Raw genomic sequence first — 25209 nt, 5'->3', positions numbered from 1 at the left:
CCCGCGGCCCGCGCCGCCCACCCCGGCGGCCCCCCGCCGGCTACCCCAACCGGCCCGCCAGCGCGGCGAACCGGGCGGCTGAGGTGCCCAGACCGCTCGGCCCGGTCGGCACGAGCGCCCCCGGGTCGCCGTGCTGCGGCAGGCCCCCGTGGCTCAGTGCCTCTTCCTGGTAGCGGAAGCAGTTCCGGTGCCAGTTGAGAATGCCGGACATCCAGTCCCGCAGTTCCTGCACGTAACCGTCGAGTACCCTCCTGGCCTCCGGGCTCAGGTCGAAGTCGTCGTACAGGACCGGCAGTTCGTGGGCGACCACATGCTGGAACTGCCGCATCCTGGACTTCATCAGGTCGTCGACCACGGCGACGGCGGTCGGGTAGTCGCAGTCGAAGAAGTTCTGCACCACCAGGACGGCGTTGTGCACCTCGCCCTCGTACTCGATCTCCTTCTGGTACGAGAACAGGTCGTTGATCAGGCAGGCGTAGTCCGCCGCCGAGTTCTCCAGCGACCGCATCGGCCCGCTGCGGTAGACCTCCGGCGGGACCTGCCGGCCGTGGCCGATCCGGCACAGACTCATCGTCAGGTCCGAACCGAAGGTCATCCGGCGCATCTCCAGGTAGTCCACCGGGTCCGGGATCCGGTTCTGCGCCTGGTTGGCCAGCTCCCAGAGCCAGCTCTCGATCATGTCGTCCACCGCGGTGCGGAAGCCGCGCCGGGCGTCGTGCGCCATCGGGCCGGCCGTCCGCGTCCAGAGGTCCGCCAGGCCGCGTTCCAGCGCGTTCACGGGGACGGGCGCGGTGGCGCCGTCCAGCGGCATGAACAGCGAGAGCCGCTCGTTGCAGGCCTTGGCCCCGGCCAGGTCCCGGGTGCGGCCGAACACCACCGGGTAGTAGTCGTCGCCGTAGGTGCCCCAGGCCAGCCAGCCCGAGGTCAGGTCGAGTTCCGCGAGCGAGGCGTCCGGGTGGATGCCGGCCGAGCAGAGCGGGAGGTCGATGTCGGCGGCCCGCTTCTCGTCCCAGACGTGCGAGCCGGGTACGCCGGGCTGCGGCCCGAGCATGCCCATGTCGCGGCACCAGGCGACGGTGTTGCGGCGCGAGGCGTCCAGGTGCGGACTGAGTCGCAGCGCGAACGGCATCTCGAACTCGGGCAGCAGCGAGGGCCCGACCGGCCGGTGGGGGACGTGGCTGAAGCTGCGCGCGCGGGCCGGGCCGACCAGCGCGCCGAGCCGGGAGAGATCCGCCGCCGACATGCCGAGCGCCCCGGCGCCGAACGGCGACCAGGTGGCTGGCGAGGCACCCTCGCCGCCGCCGTTCATGTAGCGGCTGGAGCGCATGTGCCACTCGTGCCCGCCGGACTGCCAGTCCTGCAGGCCCTTGACGTAGGCCAGCACCTGCGCGCACGCGTGCGGGTCGAGGCGGTACTCGGCGAACAGCGGCGCGAGTTCGGTCAGCACGGTGTTCTCGAACTGGTGCAGGCGTGAGGTCAGCAGGTCGTTGACGGCGTCGGCGGCCTCCTGGGTGCCGATGCCGAGGAAGGTCTCCAGCACCAGCACGCCGTTGCTGCGCTCGCCCTCCTCCTCGGTCTCCCGCTGGTAGGAGAACAGGTCGTTGCGCAGGTGGACGCCGTCCGAGAAGGTGTCCTTGAGCACCCTCATCGGCCTCGACGCCGCGATCACGGCCGGCACCTCGGCCCCCACCGCGTGTTCGATCAGGCCCGCCGACCAGGGCGCGCCGCCGACCTTGCGGCGCATCTCGATGTACTCGACCGGGTTGGGCGTCCGGCCGGCGTTGATGTTCGAGAGCTCCCAGAGCGACTCGTTGAGCAGGTGCTCGGTGCTCTCCGCGAAACGGGCCCGCCAGTCCTCGGACATGCCGGGCACGGTACGCGCCCAGAGATCCGCCAGGCCGGCCTCCACCGGGTTGGTCGGCGCCGGGACCACGGCCCCGGGATCCAGCGGCATGAAGGCCGGCAGCCGGTCCAGATAGGCCTTGCCGCCGGCCCGGTCCTGGGTCCGTTTGAAGATCTCCAGGAAGTGGTCGTCGAAGAAGAACACCCACACGTACCAGTCCGTCACCAGGGCGAGTTCGGCGGCGTCGCAGTCGGGGTGGGTGTAGGCGCACAACAGGGCGTAGTCGTGGGCCTCGAGGTCCTCCTCCTCCCAGACGCCGGAGCCCTCCAGCATGCCCATCGAGCGTGCCCAGGCCCGGGTGTGGGTGCGGGCGGACTCGACGTGCGGGTTCAGCCGGGCGGGGTGCGGGAGGTAGAAGTCGGGGAGCTGGAAGGGCTGCGGCCTGGCGGCCCCGGTGCCTTCGGGTGCCGTGTCGGGCTGGTTCATTGAGTGCCGTTTCTGATGCCGTGTCATCCGTTCGGCTCAGCATTACCCGGGGTCCCGGCGGCGTATCCGGTAACCGAAACAGTCATATCAGCAGACAAAAATGGGGCCCCGTCAGGCGACGGGGCCCCACCAGGTCGAACAGGTCGGAATCAGTACGGGCGTACGAGGAAGTGCGCCGCGCCCGGGATGCCGACCTTCAGCAGCTCGTCCTCCTCGGGGGTGGTCGGGCTGCCGGTCTCCTGCTTCAGGATGGCCCGGGACAGGCTCTGCACCCACATCGCCCGGGGACGGCGGCGGGCCTCCCAGGCGTCCAGGGCCGCGTCCACGCCCTCCCCGGCCGCCAGCGCCGCGTCCAGGCTCTCGGCCAGCACCAGGGCGTCCTCCACGGCCATCGCCGCGCCCTGGGCCAGGTGCGGGGTGCTGGCGTGCGCGGCGTCGCCGGCCAGCACCACCCGGCCGACGTGCCAGGCGTCCTCGACGGTGACCTGGGAGATCCGCGAGTAGACCACCGCGGCCGGGTCCGTGACGTGGGTGAGCGCCTCGGCGACCGGGCCGGAGAACGCGGTGAGCCGCTCGGCGAGCTGCTCGTGGGCGCGCGCCGGGTCCGGGCGGAAGTCCTCGGCCTCGGCGAACACCGTTCCCAGGTACATCAGGTCGTCGGTGATCGGGGTCAGCAGCGCCTTGGCGTTGCGGTTGCCCGCGCTCATCACCACGCCCTGCACCTCGGCCTGGCGCGGCACCGTCACCCGCCAGTTGGCGAAGCCGGTGTACTGCGGCTCGAAGCGGTCGCCGTACAGCCGCCGGCGCAGCGGGGAGCCGATGCCGTCGAAGCCGACCACCAGGTCCCAGCGGCCCTCGGTGCCGTCGGAGAGGGTGACGTCGACACCCTCGCCGTCGTCGGTGAGAGCGGTGACGGTGGTGCCGAAGCGGATCTTCGCGCCCGCCTCGGCGGCGGCCCGGCCGAGCACCTTGGCCAGCGCCGGGCGGGGGATGCCGTTGTTCGAGGGGGCGTCGGCCATCCGAGGCTGCGGGATCTTGGCGAGGGGGGCGCCGGCGGGGTCGCAGATGGTCAGCACCTCCCACTCGAAGCCCGCCTCCAGGCACTCGGCCAGTACGCCGATCTCGCGCATCACGTGCAGCGCGTTCGAGGGCTGGATGATGCCGACGCCGAGGGCGTCCAGCTCCTCGCGGAGCTCGGCGACGTCGACCTGGTGGCCGCGCCGGGCCAGCGCGGTGGCCAGGGTCAGGCCGCCGATGCCGCCGCCGTGGATCAGGACGCGCAGGGGTGAGGACATGACGGAGGTCTCCAAAAAGGTGGTGGGTCGGCCGGGGGGAGGACGCGGGGCGGGTCAGCCGACCGGTGCGGCCAGCGGGGCGGGCAGGGTCATCAGGTGGTCGACCAGCGCGAGCAGCAGATCGCGGCCGAACGCCCGCTCGCGGACGTCGCCGAGCAGCATCGGGACCTGCGGGTCGAGGTCCAGCGCGCCCCTGATCTCCTCCGCCGTACGGGTGTTGCGGCCGTGGAAGCAGTTGATCGCGACCACGAAGGGGATGCCCCGGCTCTCGAAGAAGTCGATGGACGCGAAGCTGCTCTCCACCCGGCGGGTGTCGACGATGACGATCCCGCCGAGCGCGCCGTTGACCAGGTCGTTCCACATGAACCAGAAGCGCTCCTGGCCCGGCGTGCCGAACAGGTACACCACCAGCTCGCTGCTGACGGTGATCCGGCCGAAGTCCAGGGCCACCGTGGTGGTGCTCTTGTTGTCCACACCGCTCAGGTCGTCGACGCCGACGCTGGCCTTGGTCAGGTACTCCTCGGTGCGCAGCGGCGGCACCTCGCTGACGGCGCCGACCAGGGTGGTCTTGCCCACGCCGAACCCGCCGGCGATCAGGATCTTGACGGCGGCGGGTGCGGTCTGACCGTTCGTCCCGATTGTCATGGTGTTCACAGTCTCCGGAGTCCTTCGCGAACGGCCCTGAGCAGGCCGAGGTCCACTCCGCCGCCGGCCACCGCCACCGAGAGCGGCGCGCGGGCCAGCAGCAGGCCCTGGGCGATCAGGTCGCCCAGCAGGATCTTGGTCACCGATACCGGCAGGTTGAGATCGGCGGCCACCTCGGCCACCGCGGCCGGCCGGCGGCAGCGGTCGAGGATGAGCCGGTGTTCCGGCTGGAGCCCGCGCGGGGTCCGGGCGGCGCGGTCGAAACCCGTCCGCCCGAACTCCGCGCGGCCGCCGTCCTGGACGGTCGTCAGCACGGTGATGAGGGTGAGGTCGTCGCGCTCCGGGGCGGTCCGGCCCCGGGTGATCGTGTACGGGCGCACCATGGTGCCCGACAGATCCTCGTCGTCCTCCTCCTCGTCGCTCCAGTGCGGCCTCACCCTCGTCCACCCCGGGCGGCGAACGCGTCGAACTCACTGGAGCGGGTGGGGGTGGCGAGCTTCTGGCCGACCTGCTGGACCAGCGTGTGCATGGCCATCGACATGACCTCGGCGTCGACCTCCTGGGAGGCGACCACCGCGAGGTGGGTGCCCTGGGCCGCGGCGATGATGAACAGCCAGAGGTCGGCCAGCTCGACGATCACCTGGTGGACCTGGCCGCCGTCGAAGAGCTGCCCGACGCCGCGGGCCAGGCTCTGCTGGCCGGTGGCGACGGCGGCCAGGCGCTCGGCGTCCGAGCGGTCGATGCTCCGGGAGTGGCTGACCACCAGGCCGTCGTCGGAGAGCAGAACGGCGTGCCTGGTGCCGGCCACCGAGTCGACGAGTCCGTCCAGCAGCCAGTCCAGATCCTGGTGAGTGGCGATGGTGCGCGTCATGTCCGGTCTTCCGTCCTAGGGGAGAGGGGATCCGCCTGCTGCCCGTCCCAGGGGGAGGGGATCTGGGCGGGAGGTGCGGGGTGCTGCTGGTGTCCTTGGTCCGGCTCGCCCTGGCTGCGCGCGACCCGCGACTGGCGCTGGAAGGCACCGATCGCCGCGCCGGAGCGGCGCGGGGCGGCGGGCCGCCGGAAGGGGTCGTCCTCGGCGGCCGGGGCCTGCGGGGCCGTTCCCTGCACGGGCGGTGGCAGCCGGAGTTCGGCCGCCAGGTTGGCCTGGCGCACCCGCTTCGGCAGCGGCTTCTCGTCCTCCACCAGCCCCTCGCCGCCGTACGACTCGGGGGCGGCCCAGGAGGGGCGGGCGGCCGGGCGGGCGGGCTCGCCGGCGTACGGCTGCTCGGGGGCGCGGTGCTCCTCGCCGAGGTAGCCGCCCTGGCGGCCCGCGGCCCGGAAGGCGGCGGTGTGCCGGTCCTCGGCCGGGTACGGCGACGCCGCGTACGGGGCCGGGCGGTGCGCGGGGGCCCGGAGGCCGGTCTCGGTGTACCGGGCCTCGGTGTACTCGGCCTCCGCGAACTGCGCCTCCGCGAACTCCGCCTCGGCGTACGGGGGCTCCGCGAAACCGGGGGCGCGGTGGTCGGCTCCGGTGAACGGGGCCCCGGCGTACTCGGGGGCGGCGTACTCGGTGGCGGGGCGCTCGGTGCCCGGGTACTCCGTGCCCGGGTACTCGGCGGTGGGGTACTCGGCGCTCGGGTACCCGGTGCCCGCGTACTCCGGCAGCGCCACCACGGACGCCAGCGGCTCGGCGACGGGCAGCGCGGCCGGGGCGCCGGGAAGCTCGCGGCCCCGGGTCCGGACGGGCAGCGGGATCGGCTCGACCGGCTCCACCGCGTCGTAGCCGGGATCCCCGTCGGCGACCAGCTCGGCCGGGACGAGCACCACGGCCCTGGTCCCGCCGAACGCGGAGGGGCGGAACTCCACCCGCAGGCCGGCGTTGGCCGCGAGCCGGGCCACCACGTAGAAGCCGAGGCGGATGTCGTCGGCCTTGGCCAGCACGTCCATCCGGGGCGGACGGCTCATCAGTTCGTTGGCCGCCGCGAACTGCTCCGGATCCATGCCCAGGCCCCGGTCCTCGACCTCGATGGCCAGGCCACGGCCGACGATCGCGGCCCGCACCTCCACCGGTGTGGGCGGCCGGGAGAAGGTCGCCGCGTTCTCCATCAGCTCGGCGAGCACGTGCGCCACCGGGCCGACCGCCCGCTCGGACAGCCACGGGCTGCCCTCGACGTCCAGCATGATCCGGCGGTAGTCCTGGACCTCGCCCTGGGCGGAGCGCAGCACGTCGAGCAGGGGGACGGGCTTGCGCCAGCGGCGCTGGGGCTGCCCGCCGGCGAGAATCACCAGGTTCTCCTCGTATCGGCGCAGTCGGGCGGTGAGGTGGTCGAGGTCGAAGAGCCCCTCCAGGACCTCCGGGTCCTCGTGGCGGCGCTCCAGCTCGTCCAGCTTCTTGAGCTGGAGGCCGATCAGCAGCTGGGTGCGGCGGGCGATGCGCTGCAGCAGCCGCTCGAAGCCCCGGTACTGGTCGGCCTGGCGCACGGCCGTCTCCAGCGCGCTGGTGCGCGCGGAGTTGAGCGCGTGGCCGAGCTGGCCGAGCTCGTCACCCGAGGTGGTCCCGGCGCCCTCGCTGACGGCCCGGCTCTCGGCCTCCACGTCGACCTGCTCGCCGCGGCCGAGGCGTTCCACCACCTCGGGCAGGGTGCGCTCCAGCTCCTGTGCCTGGGCCTGCAGTTCGAGGATCCGGCGACGCAGCGAGCGGGTCAGCCGCCAGGTGGTCAGGATCACCGCGATGACCGCGATCAGGCCGACGGCACTGGTCAGCGCCACCTTGAGGAGCAGCCCCAGGATGCTCGACTTGCCGACGTCGACCACGCCCGCGGTACGGGTCTCCATGATCTTCATCAGCTGGGGGTTGACCTTGTCGACGGCCTGGCGCCACTGGTCGTGGAGCGGCGGGAGCCTGACGTTGCCCGCGCCGTCGGCGGCGGTCGGGCGGGTCAGCGACTGCTCGACCGTCGCCTTGGCCTGCCAGCTGTCGCTGTTGATCAGCGCCTGGTAGGCGGGTGCCTCGCCGGCCGGAAGGTAGGGTCCGACCTTCGTGCCGTAGAGGAACCCCTGGTTGCCGATGGACTGCTGGACCAGTTGGAGGTCCTGCATGCTCAGCTTGCCGGACTGCCAGCCGCGGGCCAGCACGGCGTCCTCGCGGGCCAGCATCTCCTTCGCCCAGAAGGCGTCGACCAGGACGCGGGAGATGTACGTCATCTCACCGTTGTCGACGTGGCTGAGCGCCGTGAAGAGCGAGAGGTCCACCGAGATGAGGTCGGTGTAGTAGGTGTACACCGCCTGTTGCTCGGCGGTGCCGTGGTCCACGCCGGCGCGCTCCGCGTCGAGCTGGGTCATCGCCTGGCGGGCCTGGAACACGGCCGAGCGCACCTCGGCGGGGGCGTCCGCGGCGACGTCCTCGGAGAGGGCCTGGAAGGTCCGGACCGCCTCGTCGGTCTTCTGCCGCTGGGCGCGCAGGGCATCGGTCGGCGCGCCCGGGTCGGCGAGCGCCTCGGCGCTGAGCCGGCGCTCCTCCTGCAGGTTGTAGTAGACGATGTTGGAGGGCTGGCCGGCCTTCTGGGCGAGCAGGCCCTGGCCGGCCTGTCGCTGGAAGTCGAAGACGGTCTGACCGCTGGTCACCGCCCAGAGCGCGGCGAGCGCGATACCCGGCACCACCGCGAGGACGAGCAGTGCCGTTCGCAGGGACAGCCGGGGGGGCTTTTTACTGGATCGGCCGCCTCTGGTACGCGGCGGCCCCGCGGCCGCCCCCTGACCAGGTGTAGCGGTCCGCCGATTCGCACGCGCGCGCAGAGCATTCTCCTCGGGGGAGGCGGCGGCCCGGGTCGGGGCCGGCCGTCTGGAGTATGACTTTTGACGGAGCGATACTAGTCATACTGTGTTACGGGAGTGAAAGCGCGCCCGCGTTGTGGACGAGCGGGGGGGTGTTCCTCCAGGTCATCTCCATGGTTCGGGCACGAGCTCCGATCCGGTCGCGACGCTTGTCACGGCCGGTGGACACGGGCGGCGCGCACGCCCGCGCGTACCCGGGCGCGACGCGCACGCCGGTGGGGCGTCCGGCGCCCGCCGCAGGCCCTCGGGGACCGCCGCAGGCCCGCGGGGACCGGTCAGGCCCGCTCCGCGCTCTCGGGCGCGAGCGTCCTGCGGGCGATCACGCCGATCAGGTACCCGTCGGAGTCGACCACCGGCCACGCCGCCAGGCCGCGCACCGACATCGCGTTCTCGGCGGTGCCGGCGGGCATGCCGGCCAGGGCGTACGGGCCGCCGTCGTGGACGATGTCGCGGACGGCGAGGTGCTCCCGGTACCAGGTGCGGCCACGGTAGGGCCGGAGCTGTGCACTGGTCAGCATCCCGCTGCAGCGGCCGTCGTGATCACGCGTCACCAGCCGGTCCACCCGGGCGCCGCACATCACCGCGATGGCGGTGTCCACCAGGACGTCGTCGCTGAGCTGGAGTCCCACCGGGCCCATCAGGCGGGCGACCGTGGCGTCGGCCCCGGCCGGGACGGGCCGGCGGACCGAGGCCGTCGACGCGGTCGGGGCGAGTACCGGGAGCGGACGTTCCCATCCGGGCGGCGAGGGCGGCGCGTGCGGCGTCCGCGGCTCGAAGGTGGTCGGGGTGGTGTCCGAGGTCGCAGTCATGGCCGCCGACCAGTCCCCGGTGCCACTCGCGTGGAGCCGGCGTCGTCGTTCCCCGGAGGTGCGCCGGGCGTGCCGGCATGCGGAGTGCCTTCGGTACTGCCAGCCTACTCCGGCACCGCGGCCCCCGGACTCCCGTGGACCGGCCGGATCGGCCCCCTCCGGCAGTAGAGTTGACGTACCGAGGACATCGAGCAGCGCCGGCATCCGGACCGGCGTCGGTCTCGGACAGTCAACCGGCTCGTGGAGAGCCGGGGACGGGCAGGCCGTGGCCACCGACCGTGCTTTCGAGCATCCGCTCTTCAAGACTCCGGGCCTGCTGGGCCCGACCGCTCCCACCGGTCCCGGGGTGCCCCGCCTCGTGCTCGACCCCTCGCTCTCCCACACCGGGATGTTCGACGGCGCCTGGTGGCCGCGCTCGCGCCGCCTGGAGCGCGAGCTGCCCGCTCTGGTCGCCGTCCTGCGACGCCGGGTCGGTCCGATCCTGCACGTCGGCGTGGAGCGCTCGGCCTGGGGAGACGTGCCCGGCCGGGTCACCGTGGACGGGCGGGTGGTGCGCGTCAACTGCTTCTCGTCCAGCACCCACACCATCGGCGTCGGCGGTGGCCACCAGGATCACTTCCTGCTCCTGGTCGTGCCGCCGCACACCCACCCGGCGCTCGCCCGTACCGCCATGGCCTCGGCCGCCCGCCGGGGCAACAGCACCTCGGCGGCCCGGCTGCTCGCCGCGCCGGTGCCCACCGGCGTGCGGCGGCCGGAGCGCGCCGCGGGCGGGAGCCGGTCCACCCCGTGGCCGCAGCCCCTCCCGCCGCTGCCGCCGATGCCGCCGCTCGGCGGATAGCGCGGGGCCCGGCGGGGTCAGGCCCGGTCGGCCCCGGGCGCCACGTCGGCGAGCCGCTCGACGGCGACCATCGCGGCGTCGTCGTCCAGCCGCCCGCCGACGTGGGCGAGCAGGTCGCGGCGCAGCTGCCGGAGCAGGCCGTCCGGGTGCTCGGCCGCCCACGCCGTGATCCGCTCGTCGAGCGGGTAGAACCGGCGCCGGGCGTCGCGGGCCTCGATCACGCCGTCGGTGTAGACCAGCAGGCGGTCGCCGGCCCGGAACGGCCGGGTCTCCACCACGTAGTCGGCGGGGGCCAGCTCGCCGAGGCCCAGTGGCGGCGCCGGCCGGAGCGTGGTCAGCGCGGTCACGGCGCTCCCGTGCAGCAGCAGCGGCGGGGGATGGCCGCAGTCGATCATGTGGATCACCGCGTCGTCGTCCGGGAAGTCGAGGATCACCGCGGTGATGAAGGACTCGCCCGGGTCGTCGGCCTCGGTGGGCCGGGAGAGATCCCAGCAGATGCTGCCGTCCAGGTAGCGGGCCAGCTCGGGCAGGGTGGTGTGCAGATGGGCGGCGGCCCGGAAGGCGCCGAGCAGCAGGGCGGCGTCGCCGAGCGAGGCCAGCCCCTTCCCCCGGACGTCGCCGACCAGCAGGCGTGTCCCGCCGGCCGTCCGGGCGATCGCGTACAGGTCGCCGCCGACCTGGGCCTCCTCCTCCGCGGCGAGGTAGACGTGGGCCAGGCTCAGCGGTCCCACCCTGGCGGGCAGCGGTCGCAGCAGGACGCGTTGGGCGGCCTCGGACACCGTACGGACCTGGACCAGCTCCCGCTCGTGGCGGTCGCGCAGCGCGCGCAGGGCGACCACGAAGGCCGTCACCACGACGAGAGCGGCGAGCTGGGCCAGATGGTTGGAGGTGGTCAGCCCGTCCCGCAGCAGGCCGATCACCACCTGGGCGGCGATGGCGACCAGGCCGACGACGCCGGTGGCCCGGGGGCCCGCGAAGGAGGCCGTGACGGCCGGTGCGACGATCAGCAGCGGCCCGAGGTGGATGTCCGGCGGCGAGAGGATGTCGACGACGGTGATGGCCACGATGAGCAGGAGCGGGACCAGGTGCAGTGCGCGGCCGGCCCGCCACCACGGGCGATGGTCTCCAGGGCTCTGCTGAAGGGGCACGCTTCTTCTGTACACCGCGCGTGGGCGCCGCGCCACGCGGCGGCTCGCGCCGCGCGGGTCAGTCGGCCGCGCCGTAGCGGGTCAGGTAGTCGGCGAACCGGGCGACGTCCTCGTCGGCCCACTCGGTGAACCGGTCGGCGAAGGAGAGCCGCCGCTGCTCGGCGGCCTCGTGCAGCAGGGCGAGGCCCGCCGGGGTGGGGCGCAGGATCTGGCCGCGCTGGTCGTCGGGATCGGTCTCCCGGACGAGCAGGCCGAGCTTCTCCAGGGCGCCGACCTGCCGGCTCACCGTCGACTTGTCGAGCATGAAGTACGAGGCCACGTCGGCGGCCCGGCAGCCGTCTCGCTCGTTCATCAGGTCCAGGATGCTGTACGTGACCAGCGAGAGGTCGGGGTGCAGCTGGGAGGCCTTGTGCCGGGCGCGCCGGGCGAAGGCGGTCAGCTCGCGCTGGATGGTGTCGATCGACGCCTCTCGGCCGGACATGGCGCACCTCCTCGGTATTTCGTTGCACAGTACAACGTCGAACGTGGTCCGGCCTGATCAGGGAGCCGCCGGCCCTCCCGCGCACGGGCCCTCCCACCCGCCGGCCCTCCCACCCGCCGGCCCTCCCACCCCCCGGCCGTCCACCCGCCCTGTCGTCTCATCCGCTCCGGGGGCGATGGCCGGGCGCCGCCTGCCAGGCGCGTGCGGCGGCGATCCGGCGGACCGTGCTCGGGTGGGTGGCGAAGAGCAGTTCCAGCAGCCGGGGCGGGTCGACGTCCGCCACGTTGGCGACCGCCAGCCGGCGCTGCATCGCGATGAACCGCGCGGTGTCGCCGGTGAGTTCCAGGGCGTGGCGGTCCGCCCGCGCCTCGATCCGGCGGCTGACCGCGCACTGCAGCGGTCCCGACAGCGCGCCGATCAGCGCCGCACCCCCCGCCAGCAGCGGCAGGACCCGTGGATCGGCCGCCGAGTCGGCGCCGGCCGCCGAGAGCAGCGGGCCCCAGGCCGTGATCAGCCCCAGCAGGCAGACCGCGACCGCGGCGCCCACCGCGCCGAGCAGCGTCCCGGTGGTCACGTCCCGGTGCTTGACGTGGCCGAGTTCGTGCGCGACCACCAACTCCACCTCGCTCGGCTCGGCGGTGTCCAGCAGGGTGTCGTAGGCGACGATCCGGCGGGTGGCGCCGAAGCCCGAGACGTAGGCGTTGAGCGCGCTCGTCCGGCGGGAGGCGTCCGCGACCAGGACCTCGCGCACCCGCACCCGGTCGCGCGCGGCGAGCTCCAGCAGGGCCTCGCGCAGCGGGCCGGGCGCCATCGGCGTGAACCGGTTGAAGACCGGCTCGACCACCAGCGGGAAGAGGAAGGACAGCGCGGCGGTCAGCAGGGCGGCGGCCGCGGCGGCCGGCAGCCACCAGCGCTCGGGCGAGCGCCCGGTCAGCGCGAACACTGCGAGCGCGGCGGGGAGCGCGAGCACCAGGGTGAGCCCCAGCCCGCGCAGTACGTCCGCCGCCCAGCCGCCCCAGCCCTGGGTGACCAGCCCGTACCGCACGCGGACCGCCCTGACCCGGGCTCCGAACGGCAGCCGCAGTGCCTGGCCGAGCAGGACCAGGGCGGTCGTCCCGGCGAGCACCTGGGCCGTCCGTCCGCCGCCGAACATCGCGCCCGCGGCGGTCACCAGCCCGGCGCCGGCGTGGGTGAGGGCGAGCAGCAGAGACAGGGCCAGGCCCGCGAGCCGTCCGCCCAGTGCCCAGGGGCTCGTGGCGCGGCGCAGTGCCCGGCCGCGAGCCCGCTGCGCCGCCGTGAAGTCCTGGTCCGCGGGCCCGCCACCGGGTGGCGGGGCGTCCCGCTGCGCCACGCGCCGCCGCGGGTGCGCCCCGGTGCGCTCCGTGTCCATCGCTCTCCCCGTCCTGGGTGACACCTGCCGGGGACCAGGATCGCACCGCCGGCGCGCCGTGCACCGCCTCCGGCACCGTTCGGCGCCCCTCGCGGGGCCGCCGTCCGGACGGTCCGATCGAACTCCGCACTCGAACCCGACGTGTCGGCGGCGCGAAGAGTCTGTGGCCGGATGGCGTAGTCTGTCCGCGCTCTTGCCAAACCCCCGGGGGGATTCCATGCGTCGCCGCGTCGCACCCGTGCTCGCTCTGTTGATCGGTCTCTCACCGGTGGCAGCCTGCGGGCCCGACGACCCGGTCCCGGGCAAGGCCACGACGGGCGCCCCCGCCGCGCAGGCGGCGCCCGGCACCGCCGGGGCCGCGTCGCCCGGCGCCTCGCCCTCCGCCCGGCCCAGGCCGGACGGCGTCATCACGGTCGCGTTCGCCGGTGACGTCCACTTCGAGGGCCGCACCGAGAGCCGGCTCGCCGTCGCGCCGCCCGACCACGCGCTCGGCCCGATCTCGGCGACCCTCTCCGACGCGGACCTCTCCGTGCTCAACCTGGAGACCGCCATCACCGACCGGGGTGCGCCCGAGCCGAAGCTCTACACCTTCCGCACCTCGCCCAGGGCCCTGGACGCGCTCAAGGACTCCGGTGTGGACGTCGTCTCGCTCGCCAACAACCACGCGGTGGACTTCGGCGCCGACGGGCTGACCGACACCCTGGCCGCCAAGGCCGACTCGCCGATCCCGGTGATCGGACTGGGCCGCAACGCCAAGGAGGCGTACGAGCCCTACCTGACCACCATCCGGGGTGTGAAGGTCGCGGTGCTCGCCGCCAGCCAGGTGGAGGACCTCACCAACCAGAAGTGGCGGGCCGGCGCGACCAAGCCGGGCATCGCCTCGGCGCTGGACGTCACCGCGCTGCTGAAGGCCGTCACCGAGGCGAAGAAGCAGGCCCGGGTGGTGATCGTCTACCTGCACTGGGGCGAGGAGGGCAAGGCCTGCCCGACCGCCGCGCAGAGCGCCCTGGCCAAGAAGCTCGCCGCGGCCGGCGTCACCGCCGTGGTCGGCACCCACGCCCACACCATGGTCGGCGCGGGCATGCTGGGCAACACCTTCGTCGGCTACGGCTTCGGCAACTTCCTCTGGTACGGCACGTCCGACTACCCGAACTCCGACGACACCGGTGTCACCACCCTGACGCTGACCGCCGCGGGCAAGGTCACCGGTGAGAGCTTCACCCCGGCCGTGGTCGACGGCGCGGGCGTGCCGGTGCCGGTGACCGGGGCCGCCGCGACCGCCGCCGCCAAGCGCCGGGACGGCCTGCGTGGCTGCGCCGGTCTGGCCGCCGCGCCGGCCGCCGGGCAGTGAGCCGGGGCCTCCCGTGCTCCGTGCGCACCGGGGCGCCGTCGGCCGGACCGGCATCCGGCGGCGCCCCGGTGCGCACGGAGCTCAGGCGCGTGCAGCGGCCCGGGCCACCGGTCGTGCGGCGCGGCGCGTGCTGCGCCGGACCGCCACCGGGTGCCGGAGCCGCTGGTGGCCGCCGGAGGCCAGCATCCGGGCCTCGCCGCGGTCGCTGATCTCGGCGCAGACGATGCCGGTGGCGTCCCGGTAGACCGGGTGGCCGCCGGGGCCGGTGACGGTGCTCCGGGAGACCAGCACCACGTCCTGGTCCGCGCCGGCGCCGGGTACGGCGAAGACGAGTTCGTAGCCGTCGAGGTCGGTGTCGTGCGACGCGTGGCTCACTGTGCTCCCAGGATCGGTACCGGCGGCGCCCCGGTCGGGGGGCCGTGCCGCGCCGTCTACCCCGGTTCGGCGCGGTCATGCCCGGCGGTGGCGGGCGGACCGGATGGTCACAGACCGCGCAGGGCCGGGAGCAGCCTGCTCTCGGCCCAGTCCAGGAACGCGCGCTGGCTCTCGCCGCCGATCTGGATCAGCGCGACCTCCGTGAAGCCGGCCTCCGCGTACGGGCGCACCGCCTCGACGAACTCCTCGACCGAGTCGCCGCACGCGATCGACCCCGCCACGTCCTGCGGCCGGACGTACGCGGAGGCCGCGGTGAACCCGGCCGGCCCCGGAAGCTCGGCGTTGACCTTCCAGCCGCCGCCGAACCAGCGGAACTGGTCGTGCGCCCGGGCCACGGCCGCGCCGCGGTCCGGGTCGTAGCAGACCGGCACCTGGCCGACGCTCGGCTTGCCGGCCCCGCCGTGCCGGTCGAAGGAGTCGATCAGGGCACGGTCCGGCTGGACGGCCACGACCAGGTCCGCCAGCCGTCCGGCCAGCGCGCAGGACTTCTCGCCCGAGACCGCGAGACCGATCGGCGGGGGCTGCTCCGGCAGGTCCCAGAGCTTGGCGGACTCCACGTCGAAGTGCTTGCCGCGGCGGGTGACGTAGCCGCCGCCGAACAGCGCCCGGATGATCTCCACGGCCTCCACGAGCATCTCCTGCCGGACGCCGGCCGACGGCCAGCCGCCGCCCACGATGTGCTCGTTCAGGTTCTCCCCGCTGCCGAGCCCCAGCCGGAAGCGGCCCTCGGACAGCAGTTGGACGGTCGCCGCCTTCTGGGCGACCACGGCCGGGTGGTAGCGGAAGGTCGGGCAGGTCACGTAGGTCATCAGCGGGATCCGCGAGGTCGCCTGCGCGGCGGCGCCGAGCACCGCCCAGGCGTAGGACGCGTGGCCCTGCGCGCCGATCCAGGGGGAGTAGTGGTCCGAGATGACGGAGAAGTCGAAGCCGGCGTGTTCGGCACGGACGAGGTCGTCCACCAGCTGCCGGGGGCCGCACTGCTCGGTCATCATCGTGTATCCGATGTTCACCATGAGGGGCGGGTGCCCAGGGCGGTCCGGTGGAAACACCGGCGCCGGTGCGGCGCCGTCCGGCCGGGTGGCGGTGGCGGGGGTGCTCTCGCGGCGGCGTCAGGCGCTGCTGCCGGGCCGCGCCCGGAACAGGGCCAGCTGCCGGTCGAGGGCGGCGTCGACCAGGGCGGCGTCGATCGGGCCGCGGGCGAGCAGCGCGCGGTAGTACAGCGGGGCGAGCAGCGCGTCCAGCATCTCCGCCGCCTCGGCGCCCGACACGGGCTCCCCGGGCCCGGCCCGGTGGTCGGCCAGGCAGTGGCGGATCCGTTCCGTGTCCCGTGCGGTCAGCGCGTCCAGGAACCCGGTGTGCAGCAGTTCGTGCGTGCGCCGGTCGAGCTGGGCATGCCCGACGAGGGCCTGCAGGACCCGGCCGGCCGGTGCCTCGCCGAGGAAGGCGGCGAAGCGGTGCAGGTAGCCGCGCAGCTCCTGCGCCGTGTACCCGGCGCCGGGGGCCGGCTCCGGCCAGGCCAGTGCTTCGGCCGCGTCCTGGACGAGGTTGTCGTACAGGATGTCGACCTTGGACTTCCACCAGCGGTAGATCGTCTGCTTGGCCACACCGGCCCGCGCCGCGATGCCCTCGATCGTCAGGGCCTCGAAACCGCGTTCCACCAGCAGGTCGTCCGCGGCGTTCAGCACCGCCAGACGCGCACCCTCGCTACGGCGCTTCGCCGGGGCGGGCTGCTGAGCGGCTGCGGGGCCGACCGGCCGGGTGGCGGCGATGGCGCTGGCGTCCTTCCGTACGACCGCGGGCTGCTGCCGCGGCTGTCTCATCTGTCCGGTACCGCGGGGGTCCGTCCGCTGCCGCGGTGACCTTCGGGCACCACGGCCGGGCCGGGCCCGCTCGGGCGATCATCCTCTCACGGGCGGACCGACGGGCGCCCGCCCGGCGGTCCGCACCATCGCCTACCGGACCCGCCCCCCGTCCGGGTCCCCGTCCGGCTCTCCGCCGCCCCGGGCGCCGCGCAGCAGGCTGACCGCGACGATCAGCGCGAGTGCGGCGACCAGCGCGCTGAAGGTCACCCCGGCGGTGCGCAGGCCGCTCGCCCGGATGAGCAGGCCGACCCCGATCACCGGAACGGAGAGCATCGCGTAGAGGATCGCGAAGAAGGTGGACACCACCTCCCCGCGGCGCTCCGGGGGCGTACCGGCGTTGATCACGGCGAGGCCGTTGCCGACCGCTGCCCCGGTGGCCAGGCCGTTGAAGCAGGCCCCGGCGAGCAGCGGCGCGAGGCTGCGGTCGAGCAGCGCCACGGCGATCAGCGCGGACGCCAGCACCAGGCCCCCGCACGCCGTGGCCAGGGCGGGGCCGGGCCGCAGCGCCCGGGCGGCGAACTGGCCGAGGGCGGTGCAGGCGAAGGCCAGGAAGACCACCAGGCCGGTGAGCGCCGGATCCTCCAGGTGCAGCAGCTGGGCGAGGAACAGGCCGGTCACCGAGGTGAGGACACCGAGGACGGCGAAGCCCGACCCGGCGGCCAGGGCCGCGCGCAGGAAGGCGGGCCGGATCCCGGCGGGCACCCGCAGGGCCTGCGGGCGCAGGTTGAGTGCGGCCGTGCGGTGAGCGCCCCTGGGCAGCGCGGCCACGCCCGCCGCGGCGACGGCGGTCAGCGCCAGGGTGACCAGCCAGGGCAGTCGCAGCGGTGAGGGCGCCCACTGGGCGAGGAGGCCGGACAGCAGGGTGCCGCAGGCCAGACCGCCCATGTTCGCGCCGATGGCCAGGCTCTGTGCGCGCGCCCGGCCGCCCGGCGCCGCCAGGTCCAGCAGCGCCGCGGTGGCGCTGCCGGTCACCAGGGCGGCCGAGAACCCGGTCAGCACCCGCGCGGGCAGCATCCAGGCGAGGCCGTCGGCGGCGAGGAACATCCCGGCGGCCACGGCGGCCAGCAGCAGGGCCAGCGCGATCACCGGGCGGCGGCCGATCTGGTCGGAGAGCCGTCCGAAGGCCAGCAGTCCGGCGACCACGCCGATGGCGTAGACCGCGAAGACCACCGTGACCATGAGGGAGGAGAACCCGAAGGCCTGCTGGTAGAGGGGGTAGAGCGGGGTGGGCACGGTGGTGCCCGCCATGGTGATCCAGAAGGCGTAGGTGATGACCGTCCGGTTCGCCGCCGGGGAGCCGGCCCGGCCCTCGGGCGCCGGGGCGGTGGGTGGCATGGGCATCCGGGTGTGCTCCTCTATCTGGACGCAACGTTGCGTCTGACGTTAACAGTGGACGCAACGTTGCGTCCACTCTCTCGGCGGTGGTGTCCCGCCCGGTCCGTCCCGCCCGGTCCGTCCCGCCCGGTCCGTCCCGCCCGGTCCGTCCCGCCCGGTCCGCCCCGCCCGTCCGTCGCGCCCGTGCCCGCGCCGGGTGCCCCGACCTGCCCGTCAGCCGGACCGGGGCCACCCGACGCGATGTCAGTGCGGCCCGTTACGTTCCTCCCATCGCAGACCGGACAGGTGGAGGAGCGCGGCCGTGGCATGGGTTGAAGCGGGGGTGGGCGGCTATCAGGTCGCGCTGGACACCGAGGGCAGGGTGATCTGCCGCAACGCGGCGGGCCGGCTGCTGAAGACCGTCCCCACCAAGCTGGGTGACGATCCGGTGGTTGCCGGCCTGCGGCGGCTCACCGAGTGGCTCACCGCGCACCGGCGGCGCTGCCTGGAGGACGTCGAGCGCTGGATGGTCCGCTCGCTTCCGGTGCCTGCCGCCGTCGTCACGGCGGTCTGGGCCGACGAGGCTTGGCGGGAGGTGCTCCGCGACCTCGTGGTGACCGGTCAGGACGGCTCCGTGGCCGGGTTCCTGCGCGGCGCCGACGCCGAGCGCGGCCTCGGCGTGGTGGATCTGGACGGCGACACCGTACGCCTGACCGACGCCGAGATCCGCATCCCGCACCCCGTGCTGCTCGAAGACCTGGACGACCTGCGGGAGTTCGCCGCCGAACTCGGCGTCTCCCAGCAGGTCCAGCAGCTCTACCGCGAGGTCTGGCACCGCCCGGCCGGGCGGGCGGCGGCCACCGAGGTCACCACCTACGCCGGCGGCCGCTACAAGGAGCTGCGCGAGCTGCTCGGGCGCTGCGCCCGGCTCGGCTACCGGGTGCGGGGCGGCTACGCGGTCGTCCCCGTGGTCGAGGCCGGTCTCACGGTGGAGGCCCGGCTCTGGGTCGGCGACTACTACGAGTACGACGAGTGCGAGACCGGATCGCTCAGCTGGACGGGCCCCGACGGCAGCGTGCTGCCGCTCGGCGAGGTCGGGCCGGTGGCGTGGTCCGAGGGGATGCGGATGGCAGCCGGGCTGTACGCCGGGCGCACGACCGAAGGGGAGGAGTCGGCATGAGCGCCGACCGCAGCGACATCGAGGGCGACGCGGCCGCCCGGCACGCCGCACTGCTGCTGGACGCCGGGGCCGTGCTCCCGGCGGGGACGGTGCCCGGCGCCGGCCGGCCGCAGAGCCCGGCGGACGTGCTGACCGCCCGCAGCTACGCGCACGCCGCCCTCGGCGAGCGGCGGGTGGTCCGCCTCGTCCCGCGCGCCCTCGGTCAGGCCGAGGACCTCGCCTCGGACTTCCTGGGGATGGCTCCCGCCGCCGATCCGGTGGAGGTCGGCGAGGTTCGCCAGGAGGCGCTCGGCTTTCCCGCCTGGGCGCTGGTGCACGACCCGGCCAACGGCCACCACGCGCTCGCCCTGGTCAAGGAGATGGAGCGGCTCAGCCGACAGGCGAAGTCCAAGCCCGGCAACGCCAAGGACGGTTTCGAGGCCCTCGCGACCCGGCTCGGCCGGGCCGTGCCGCAGTTCCTGCCGACCTACTGCGAGGAGGTGGGCAGGATCTTCCTGGAGCACGGTAACCGGACCTACGCCGGCACCTTCTTCGGCAAGGCCAGAGAGGCCGAGCGCACCTACAGCCTGGAGGTCGACGAGGAGCGGCTGCGCGCCGTCTTCCTGGAGTTCGCGCTGGCCGGCGCACTCACCGTCAAGGCCCTGCGCCAGTACGTCAAGGAGTTGGCCGGCCGGCTCGACCCCGAGACCGCCTGGCAGCGCTTCCGGCAGCTGTGCGCCGAGCGCTCGGCGGCCGGCATGGCCCCCTACGCGGGCGTCGCGGAGGACGCCCGTGCACTGATCCGGGCCGCCGGCCTGGACCGCGCCGAGCACGAGCAGGCGCTGCTCGCCGAACTGCTCGCCTCGCCCGCCGTCAACCGCGCCCCCGGCGCGTTCTGGAAGTCCTGGCACGGCGCGCTGATCGAGCTCGCCGCACGCGACAGCGCCGTCCGCGTCCGCCTGTTGGAGGTCTTCCCCGACCCGGGCGGCTCCGAGGACAAGGCCGAGGGCGACCGCGCCTGGCTCGACGTCCTCGCCCGCAGCGGCGCCGAACTGCTGCTGACCGGTCCGCGCCCGGACGGCGCCGAGCCCGCCGCCGTCTGGCTCCGGCGCTGGGTCGCCCACCTCGGGCGCGGCTGGCGGGCCCGCCCCGCCTGCGCGGCCACCCTCGCGCTGGTCGGGCGGATGGCGCCGCGGCTGCGCGCCGACGGCGTCCCGGTCGAGATCCTGGCCGACCGGCGCCGGCGCGGCGCCACCGAACTCAATCTGCTCGACCTCCTGCTCGCCGAACGGGTGCCGGTCGCCGACCCGCCCGTCGGCCTCTCCTTCGACCTGGCGGCGTGGGTGAGCCTCGGCGGCCCCGGCCGCCGCGACCTCGCCGCCGTCGCCGCCGACCCGCGCCTTCGGCCCGTGCTGCGGGCGGCCACCCCGGGGGTGTGGACCCCGGACGAGGACACCGAGGCCGGCATCGTCGTCGCCGGCGCACCCGTGCTGCGCGAACTCTTCACCGGGTGGGCGGACGACCGCGCGGACGAACTCCTCGCCGCCGATGGACTGGTGGGCGCCCAGAGCCTGCTGATCGCCCTGCGGCCGCACCGCGGCGCCCTGCTGGCCGCCAACCCGGAGGCCGCGGCGCGGATCGCCGCTCTGGACGTCGCCGCCCTGCTCGGCCGCGCCCTTCGGGCCGGCATCACCGACGAACTCGGCTGGCCCGCCCTGGAGGAGGGCCTGCGCCTGCTCGGCGTCGAGGAGTCCGCCGCTCCCGGCATGCCCCGCGCAAAGGCCGGCCTCCAGGGCGTCACCGTCGAGAACGCCTGGCCGCAGCTGGTCCTGCACCGCGAGGACAGGGCCGTCGTGGTGGGCCCGCAGGGCGTCCTGCTGGAACACACCCTGCGCATCCCGGATCGGCTGGAGCGCTGGCAGCGCCCCCGCCTGCGGTACGTGGACGGCGAGTTGCTGGTCCTCTGGTTCCACGACGGCAAGCAGCGCGGGTACTGGTCGAACCGGCCCGGAGAGATCACCGCGATCGGCGGCGAGTCGATCGCCGGCTACTACAGCAGCGGTGACGGCCTGGCGCCGACCTCCGTACCCCTGCCCGGCGGCGGCCGGGCCACCGGCGCCCGCGCCCTGCACGCCGGTGACACCAGCCTGCCGGTCGAACGGCAGGTCTACAGCGACGGCACCGGTCACTGGGTCCGGCGCCATGTCGCCGGCCGGCCCGTGCTGACCGAACACGACCCGGCCACCGGCGCCACCGGCCGCGACTCGCTCCCACCGGTGTTCGCGGCCTCCGCCGCGGCCGGCGAGCTGCGGCCCGTCCCATCCTCGCTGTTGCCCCTGCAGCCGGGGCTGGAGGACACCCCGCTCGGCACCGACGGCCGCCTGCTCGGCAGTTGGATCCGGGTCGGCGACCACCAGGTGACCAGCACCACCCCCGACGGCCGCACGGCGGTTCTGCCGCGGATCACCGGCCGCCCGCAGCGCCACCCGATCGCCCGCCTACGACTGCCGGCCGGGGCCGAACCGGTGCTGGTGGAGGAGCCCAACGGCCTCTCGCTCAGCCTCGCCGACGGGGCGGGCACCGCGGCCGACCGGATCGCCGAGCTCACCCCCGGAAAACCGGGCGGCCTGACCGCCGCGGGCACCGCGCTGGTGCCGCCGCGCGACCACTGGCACGCGCTGCGCCCCCGCGACGAACAGGACTCCAAGGTGCTGCGAAGCGTCACCGACGCCCAGGCGGCCGAACTCATCGACGCCGCCTGGCCGGCGGACCCGCAGACGGCCGACGGGCCCGAGCAGCGCTGGCTCACCGTCCGGGGCGTGCGCCGTCCGATAGCCCGCAACCGGGAGGCGGCCGACGTGCCCGTCCCGGCCGTGACCGCCGTCCTGCCGGAGCTCGGGCACCCGCTGCTCGCCGCCGGTGTGGCGGGCCTCGCCCGGATCGCCACCGACACCCTCGACCGGGCCGCCCGCTTCGTCGCGCAGCCCGAGGCCGAGGCCGCCGCGCGCCCCGGGGCGGCCTCCGCGGGTGCGCCCCACCGCCCCGCGCACGGCAGTGACCTGGAGCTGCGCGACGCGGTCGCCACCGTGCTGCACGGCGTCAACGGCTTCGGCCGCTCCTGGGGCAGCTCCGGTTCGGGCAGCTGGCACACGCTCGCCAACCTGCGCATCGTCGCGGACCTGCTCGCCGCCCCGGCTCCCGCGGCCGAGGACAGCTGGGCGCCGGACGTCGAGCGGCTCCCGCTGCGGGGCGGCGACGGCTTCCACGGCTGGGTCCACCTGCTGGGCCGGCTCGGTCCGCTCGCCCTCGCGGCCGCCGGCCCGGTCACCGCGCCGGAGGTCAGCGCCTCGCTCGCGCTGCTGCTCACCGAACTCACCCGGGGCCCGTTCGCCGATCCCGGCGACACCCTGCGCGTGGTCACGCTGTGCGAGGCCCAGGCCGGTCGGCCCACCCGGTCCGACGGCCGCCCCGACACCGGTGCGCGGTTCGGCCAGGTGCTGCGCCGGGGCGGGCGGACGGTCGTGGTGCTGGCCAGCCACGGCCCGCACGGCGACCGCCTGCACTGGCTCGCGCTCGACCACGACCCGTCCGGCGCCTTCGGGCCGGTCGCCGGGTTCACCCTGCACGACGAACGGCGGGTGGACGGGCAGCCGATGGCCGCCCGGATCGCCGCACTCACCGCCCACCTGGCAGAGCACGGCAGCTTCCGCTGGCGCCCCGAGGCCGCCGAGGCGTTCGGCGAGCGCACCGGCATCGGCCGGATCCGGGCCACCCTGCTGCTCGGCGCCGCACCGAACCTGTTCCACTGGTACGGCTCCTTCCTGAGCGCCGAACAGCTCAAGGGCTTCGGCATCCGAGCCGGCGAGGCCACGGCGGCCCGGGCCTGGATCCGCTCGCTCGACGACGCCGACATCACCGGTCTGCGCACCGCCCTGCTGCCCGCCGATCCCGCCGCACTGTGGAGCGAGGGCCCCGCCGTCGAGGCCGGCGCCGAGTTCTGGCTCGGACGGATCGGACGGATCGTCACCCTGCCCGCCGAAGCCCAGGCCACGGTCGCCGGTGCGCAGGTCACGGCGATCGAGGAGATGCTCAACCCGGCCCGTACGGCCTGGCTCGCCCGCACCACCGTGCAGCGCCTGCGGACGGTCGACGGGAGCACCGACAAGCAGCTCACCGCCGAGGACGACAGCGCCCTTCCCGGCCGCGGCAGCCTCTCCGCGGCGGTCGACGCGCTGCGCTGGCTGGCCTACCACCTGCCGTACGGGGACGGACTGCGCCCGCTGCTGCCCGAGGCACTGACCGCACTGCGCCGGCGGCTCGCCGATCCCGGGCTGCTGCTCGACCACGACCTCGCGCACACCGCCAAGGGCGAGCCGCTGGCGCCGCTGCTGCGCACCCGGGCGGGACTGCCCGAGCAGGGCGGCGCGGGCAGCGACGGCCTGGTCGCCTGCGGGGAGGCCCTGGTGCTCGCGCCCGGCGGCCGGCTCCTGGAGCGGGCCTACCTGCGGCCCGCCGGGCTGACCGGCCCCGACGATCCGCTGTTCGAGCTGCTCACCGGCCTGTCCGGCAGCTACTGGTTCGGCTCGCAGGCGCCCGCCCTGCAGGCCGTCCTGGGGGAGGAGCTGGAGTGTCTGCTGACGGACCGGGGCCCCGGCGGGGCGGGCTGGGCGCAGGATCCGCAACTCAGCGTGCCCGCGCTGGTGGCGGAGGTCGCCGCGGCACACGGCCTCGGCGAGGACGCGGCGGCGCTCTACCTGCAGCTGCTCGCGCTGCCCGACCCGACCGACCGCAACGTGGCCCGCTGGACGGGCTGGAAGCCGGCCCGGCTGAAGAAGGCGCGCGCCGAGCTCGGCGCCACCCCCCTGGTCCTGGAGGCCAAGCGGGCCCGGGCGGGCCGCAGCCTCTTCCTGCCCGGCGGCTGGCGGGAGGCCCGCTCCCCGGGCCTGCCGGTGGAGACCTGGAAGGCGGGCCTCTACGACCCCGCCGACCACGGCCCGATCCTGCCCCGGCTGCCCGTCCCCGAGCTGTTCGCCCTCGCCTGGCGACGGATCGGCGAGGGCGACACCCCCGGCTACGAAGAACTCCGGACCAGCACCCGCAAGAAGGGCCGCCGATGAGCGTCACCAGCACCCCTGCAGCCACCCCGGCCGGCACCCCTGCCACCACTCCGGCCCGCTCCTCGGCCGGCTCCGGCGCCGACGGAGCCGTGAGCGCGACCGCCGACCGCCAGGTCGTCCCGCCCGAGGAGCGGTACGCCGCCGAGCTGGAGTTCCTGGCCGCCCACGACGGCGGCCCGCGCCCGCCGGGCTGGCTGCTCACCCCGCGTGCCGTCGTCACCTTCGTGATGGGCAGCGACGGCGAGAAGCTCAGGGCGGGCCGCCGCAGCCTGGCGATCGAGCAGAAGTTCGTCGGCGACCGCTCCCTGGTGGAGCGCTGCGTGGTGACCCTGGCGGGTGAGCGCGGCCTGCTGCTCGTCGGTGAGCCGGGCACCGCCAAGTCGATGCTCTCCGAACTGCTCGCCGCCGCCGTCTGCGGCACCAGCGCGTTGACCGTCCAGGGCACCGCGGGCACCACCGAGGACCAGCTCAAGTACGGCTGGAACTACGCCCTGCTGCTGGCGAAGGGCCCGAGCAGGGAGGCCCTGGTGCCCTCGCCCGTGCTGACCGCGATGACGGCGGGCGCCGTCGCCCGGGTCGAGGAGGTCACCCGCTGCCTGCCCGAGGTGCAGGACGCGCTGGTCTCGCTGCTCTCCGAGCGCCGGATCGCCGTTCCCGAGCTGGCCGGAGGCCCGGACGGGCAGCTGCACGCGGCGGCCGGCTTCACGCTGATCGCCACCGCGAACCTCCGCGACAAGGGCGTCTCCGAGATGTCGGCCGCCCTCAAGCGCCGCTTCAACTTCGAGACGGTGGGCCCGATCGGCAGCCTCGCCGCCGAGGTCGACCTGGTCCGCCGCCAGTCCACCGCCGCCGTCGCCCGGGCCGGCGCCGCGTACGCGGTGGACGACGCGGTGCTGGAGGCCCTGGTCACCGCCTTCCGCGACCTGCGCACCGGCCGCTCCACCGAGGGGTGGGACGTCGAGCGCCCCTCGACCGTGATGAGCACCGCCGAGGCGGTCTCGGTGGCCACCGCCCTCGGGGTCTCGGCGGCCTACCTCCCCGGTACCGGCGAGCTGCTCGACCGGCTGCCGGGGCAGCTGATCGGCGTGGTCCGCAAGGACGACCCGGCCGACGCCGCCCGGCTGCTCGGGTACTGGGACGGCCCGGTCCGCCGCCGTGCCGAACAGGGCGCCGCCACCTGGCGCACCCTGTGGGACCTGCGCTCGGCACTGGAGGACTGAACC

Annotated in this window: 19 protein-coding genes; 5 read left to right on the top strand and 14 right to left on the bottom strand. The window is 74.9% G+C overall.

Going from position 1 to position 25209, the window contains the following annotated elements:
- Positions 1-40 precede the first annotated feature (40 nt).
- The 7 genes from OG823_RS07670 to OG823_RS07640 form a co-directional block, all read right to left on the bottom strand.
- Positions 41-2329 carry a family 2 encapsulin nanocompartment cargo protein terpene cyclase gene (locus tag OG823_RS07670; RefSeq protein WP_371478602.1) on the bottom strand — a complete coding sequence of 763 codons (2289 nt, stop codon included), beginning with the start codon at positions 2327-2329 and terminating at the stop codon, positions 41-43.
- A 149-nt stretch (positions 2330-2478) separates the two neighbouring features.
- Positions 2479-3624 carry an FAD-dependent monooxygenase gene (locus tag OG823_RS07665; RefSeq protein WP_371478600.1) on the bottom strand — a complete coding sequence of 382 codons (1146 nt, stop codon included), beginning with the start codon at positions 3622-3624 and terminating at the stop codon, positions 2479-2481.
- 54 nt (positions 3625-3678) lie between these two features.
- Positions 3679-4269: an ATP/GTP-binding protein gene (locus tag OG823_RS07660; protein ID WP_371484347.1), complete on the bottom strand. Its 591-nt coding sequence runs from the start codon at positions 4267-4269 to the stop codon at positions 3679-3681.
- A 5-nt stretch (positions 4270-4274) separates the two neighbouring features.
- Positions 4275-4706, bottom strand: coding sequence for a DUF742 domain-containing protein (locus tag OG823_RS07655; protein WP_371478598.1), 432 nt, complete (start codon positions 4704-4706; stop codon positions 4275-4277).
- Positions 4703-5140, bottom strand: coding sequence for a roadblock/LC7 domain-containing protein (locus OG823_RS07650; RefSeq protein ID WP_371478597.1), 438 nt, complete (start codon positions 5138-5140; stop codon positions 4703-4705). Before OG823_RS07650 ends, OG823_RS07655 begins: the two co-directional genes overlap by 4 nt.
- The gene (locus tag OG823_RS07645; RefSeq protein WP_371478596.1) at positions 5137-7908 is read right to left on the bottom strand and encodes a nitrate- and nitrite sensing domain-containing protein; all 2772 of its coding nucleotides are present in this window, start codon (positions 7906-7908) and stop codon (positions 5137-5139) included. The genes OG823_RS07650 and OG823_RS07645 overlap by 4 nt, the downstream gene beginning before the upstream one ends.
- Positions 7909-8357: 449 nt before the next feature.
- A complete protein-coding gene (locus OG823_RS07640) occupies positions 8358-8891 on the bottom strand; it encodes a CBS domain-containing protein (RefSeq protein ID WP_371478595.1) in 534 nt (177 codons plus the stop codon).
- 265 nt (positions 8892-9156) lie between these two features.
- Between OG823_RS07640 and OG823_RS07635 the strand changes: the two genes are divergently transcribed.
- A complete protein-coding gene (locus OG823_RS07635; RefSeq protein WP_371478594.1) occupies positions 9157-9729 on the top strand; it encodes a DUF5994 family protein in 573 nt (190 codons plus the stop codon).
- Positions 9730-9746: 17 nt separating this feature from the next.
- Here OG823_RS07635 and OG823_RS07630 read toward each other — a convergent pair whose 3' ends face one another.
- The 3 genes from OG823_RS07630 to OG823_RS07620 all read right to left on the bottom strand — a co-directional run bounded on the left by OG823_RS07630 (position 9747) and on the right by OG823_RS07620 (position 12748).
- Positions 9747-10877 (bottom strand): PP2C family protein-serine/threonine phosphatase, encoded by a 1131-nt coding sequence (locus OG823_RS07630; RefSeq protein WP_371478592.1) that lies wholly within the window; start codon positions 10875-10877, stop codon positions 9747-9749.
- A gap of 58 nt (positions 10878-10935) precedes the next feature.
- Entirely contained in the window at positions 10936-11358 is a 423-nt protein-coding gene (locus tag OG823_RS07625; RefSeq protein ID WP_371478590.1) for a MarR family winged helix-turn-helix transcriptional regulator, read from the bottom strand.
- Positions 11359-11515: 157 nt separating this feature from the next.
- Positions 11516-12748, bottom strand: coding sequence for a M48 family metalloprotease (locus tag OG823_RS07620; RefSeq protein ID WP_371478589.1), 1233 nt, complete (start codon positions 12746-12748; stop codon positions 11516-11518).
- Positions 12749-12986: 238 nt separating this feature from the next.
- Here OG823_RS07620 and OG823_RS07615 point away from each other — a divergent pair, with 238 nt between their 5' ends.
- Positions 12987-14099 (top strand): CapA family protein, encoded by a 1113-nt coding sequence (locus OG823_RS07615; protein ID WP_371478587.1) that lies wholly within the window; start codon positions 12987-12989, stop codon positions 14097-14099.
- 81 nt (positions 14100-14180) lie between these two features.
- On the opposite strand, the gene OG823_RS07610 is transcribed toward OG823_RS07615, so the two are convergent.
- The 4 genes from OG823_RS07610 to OG823_RS07595 all read right to left on the bottom strand — a co-directional run bounded on the left by OG823_RS07610 (position 14181) and on the right by OG823_RS07595 (position 17737).
- Positions 14181-14474, bottom strand: coding sequence for a DUF6296 family protein (locus OG823_RS07610; protein ID WP_371478586.1), 294 nt, complete (start codon positions 14472-14474; stop codon positions 14181-14183).
- Between the two features lie 107 nt (positions 14475-14581).
- On the bottom strand, positions 14582-15547 hold the full coding sequence (locus OG823_RS07605) for an LLM class F420-dependent oxidoreductase (protein ID WP_371478584.1): 966 nt from the start codon (positions 15545-15547) through the stop codon (positions 14582-14584).
- A gap of 96 nt (positions 15548-15643) precedes the next feature.
- Positions 15644-16354, bottom strand: coding sequence for a TetR/AcrR family transcriptional regulator (locus OG823_RS07600; RefSeq protein WP_371478583.1), 711 nt, complete (start codon positions 16352-16354; stop codon positions 15644-15646).
- Positions 16355-16486: 132 nt separating this feature from the next.
- Positions 16487-17737: an MFS transporter gene (locus OG823_RS07595; RefSeq protein ID WP_371478581.1), complete on the bottom strand. Its 1251-nt coding sequence runs from the start codon at positions 17735-17737 to the stop codon at positions 16487-16489.
- A 295-nt stretch (positions 17738-18032) separates the two neighbouring features.
- On the opposite strand from OG823_RS07595, the gene OG823_RS07590 reads away from it, so the two are divergent.
- The 3 genes from OG823_RS07590 to OG823_RS07580 are packed head-to-tail and all read left to right on the top strand — an operon-like array spanning position 18033 to position 25206.
- A complete protein-coding gene (locus tag OG823_RS07590; protein WP_371478580.1) occupies positions 18033-18890 on the top strand; it encodes a DUF4132 domain-containing protein in 858 nt (285 codons plus the stop codon).
- Entirely contained in the window at positions 18887-23986 is a 5100-nt protein-coding gene (locus OG823_RS07585) for a hypothetical protein (RefSeq protein WP_371478578.1), read from the top strand. Before OG823_RS07590 ends, OG823_RS07585 begins: the two co-directional genes overlap by 4 nt.
- The gene (locus tag OG823_RS07580; RefSeq protein ID WP_371478577.1) at positions 23983-25206 is read left to right on the top strand and encodes an AAA family ATPase; all 1224 of its coding nucleotides are present in this window, start codon (positions 23983-23985) and stop codon (positions 25204-25206) included. Before OG823_RS07585 ends, OG823_RS07580 begins: the two co-directional genes overlap by 4 nt.
- Positions 25207-25209 lie beyond the last annotated feature (3 nt).

The organism is Kitasatospora sp. NBC_00315 (assembly GCF_041435095.1).
Taxonomy (GTDB): Bacteria; Actinomycetota; Actinomycetes; order Streptomycetales; family Streptomycetaceae; genus Kitasatospora.
The sequence above is the reverse complement of the archived record's forward strand: the minus strand, read 5'-3'. Positions and strand labels throughout refer to the sequence as shown.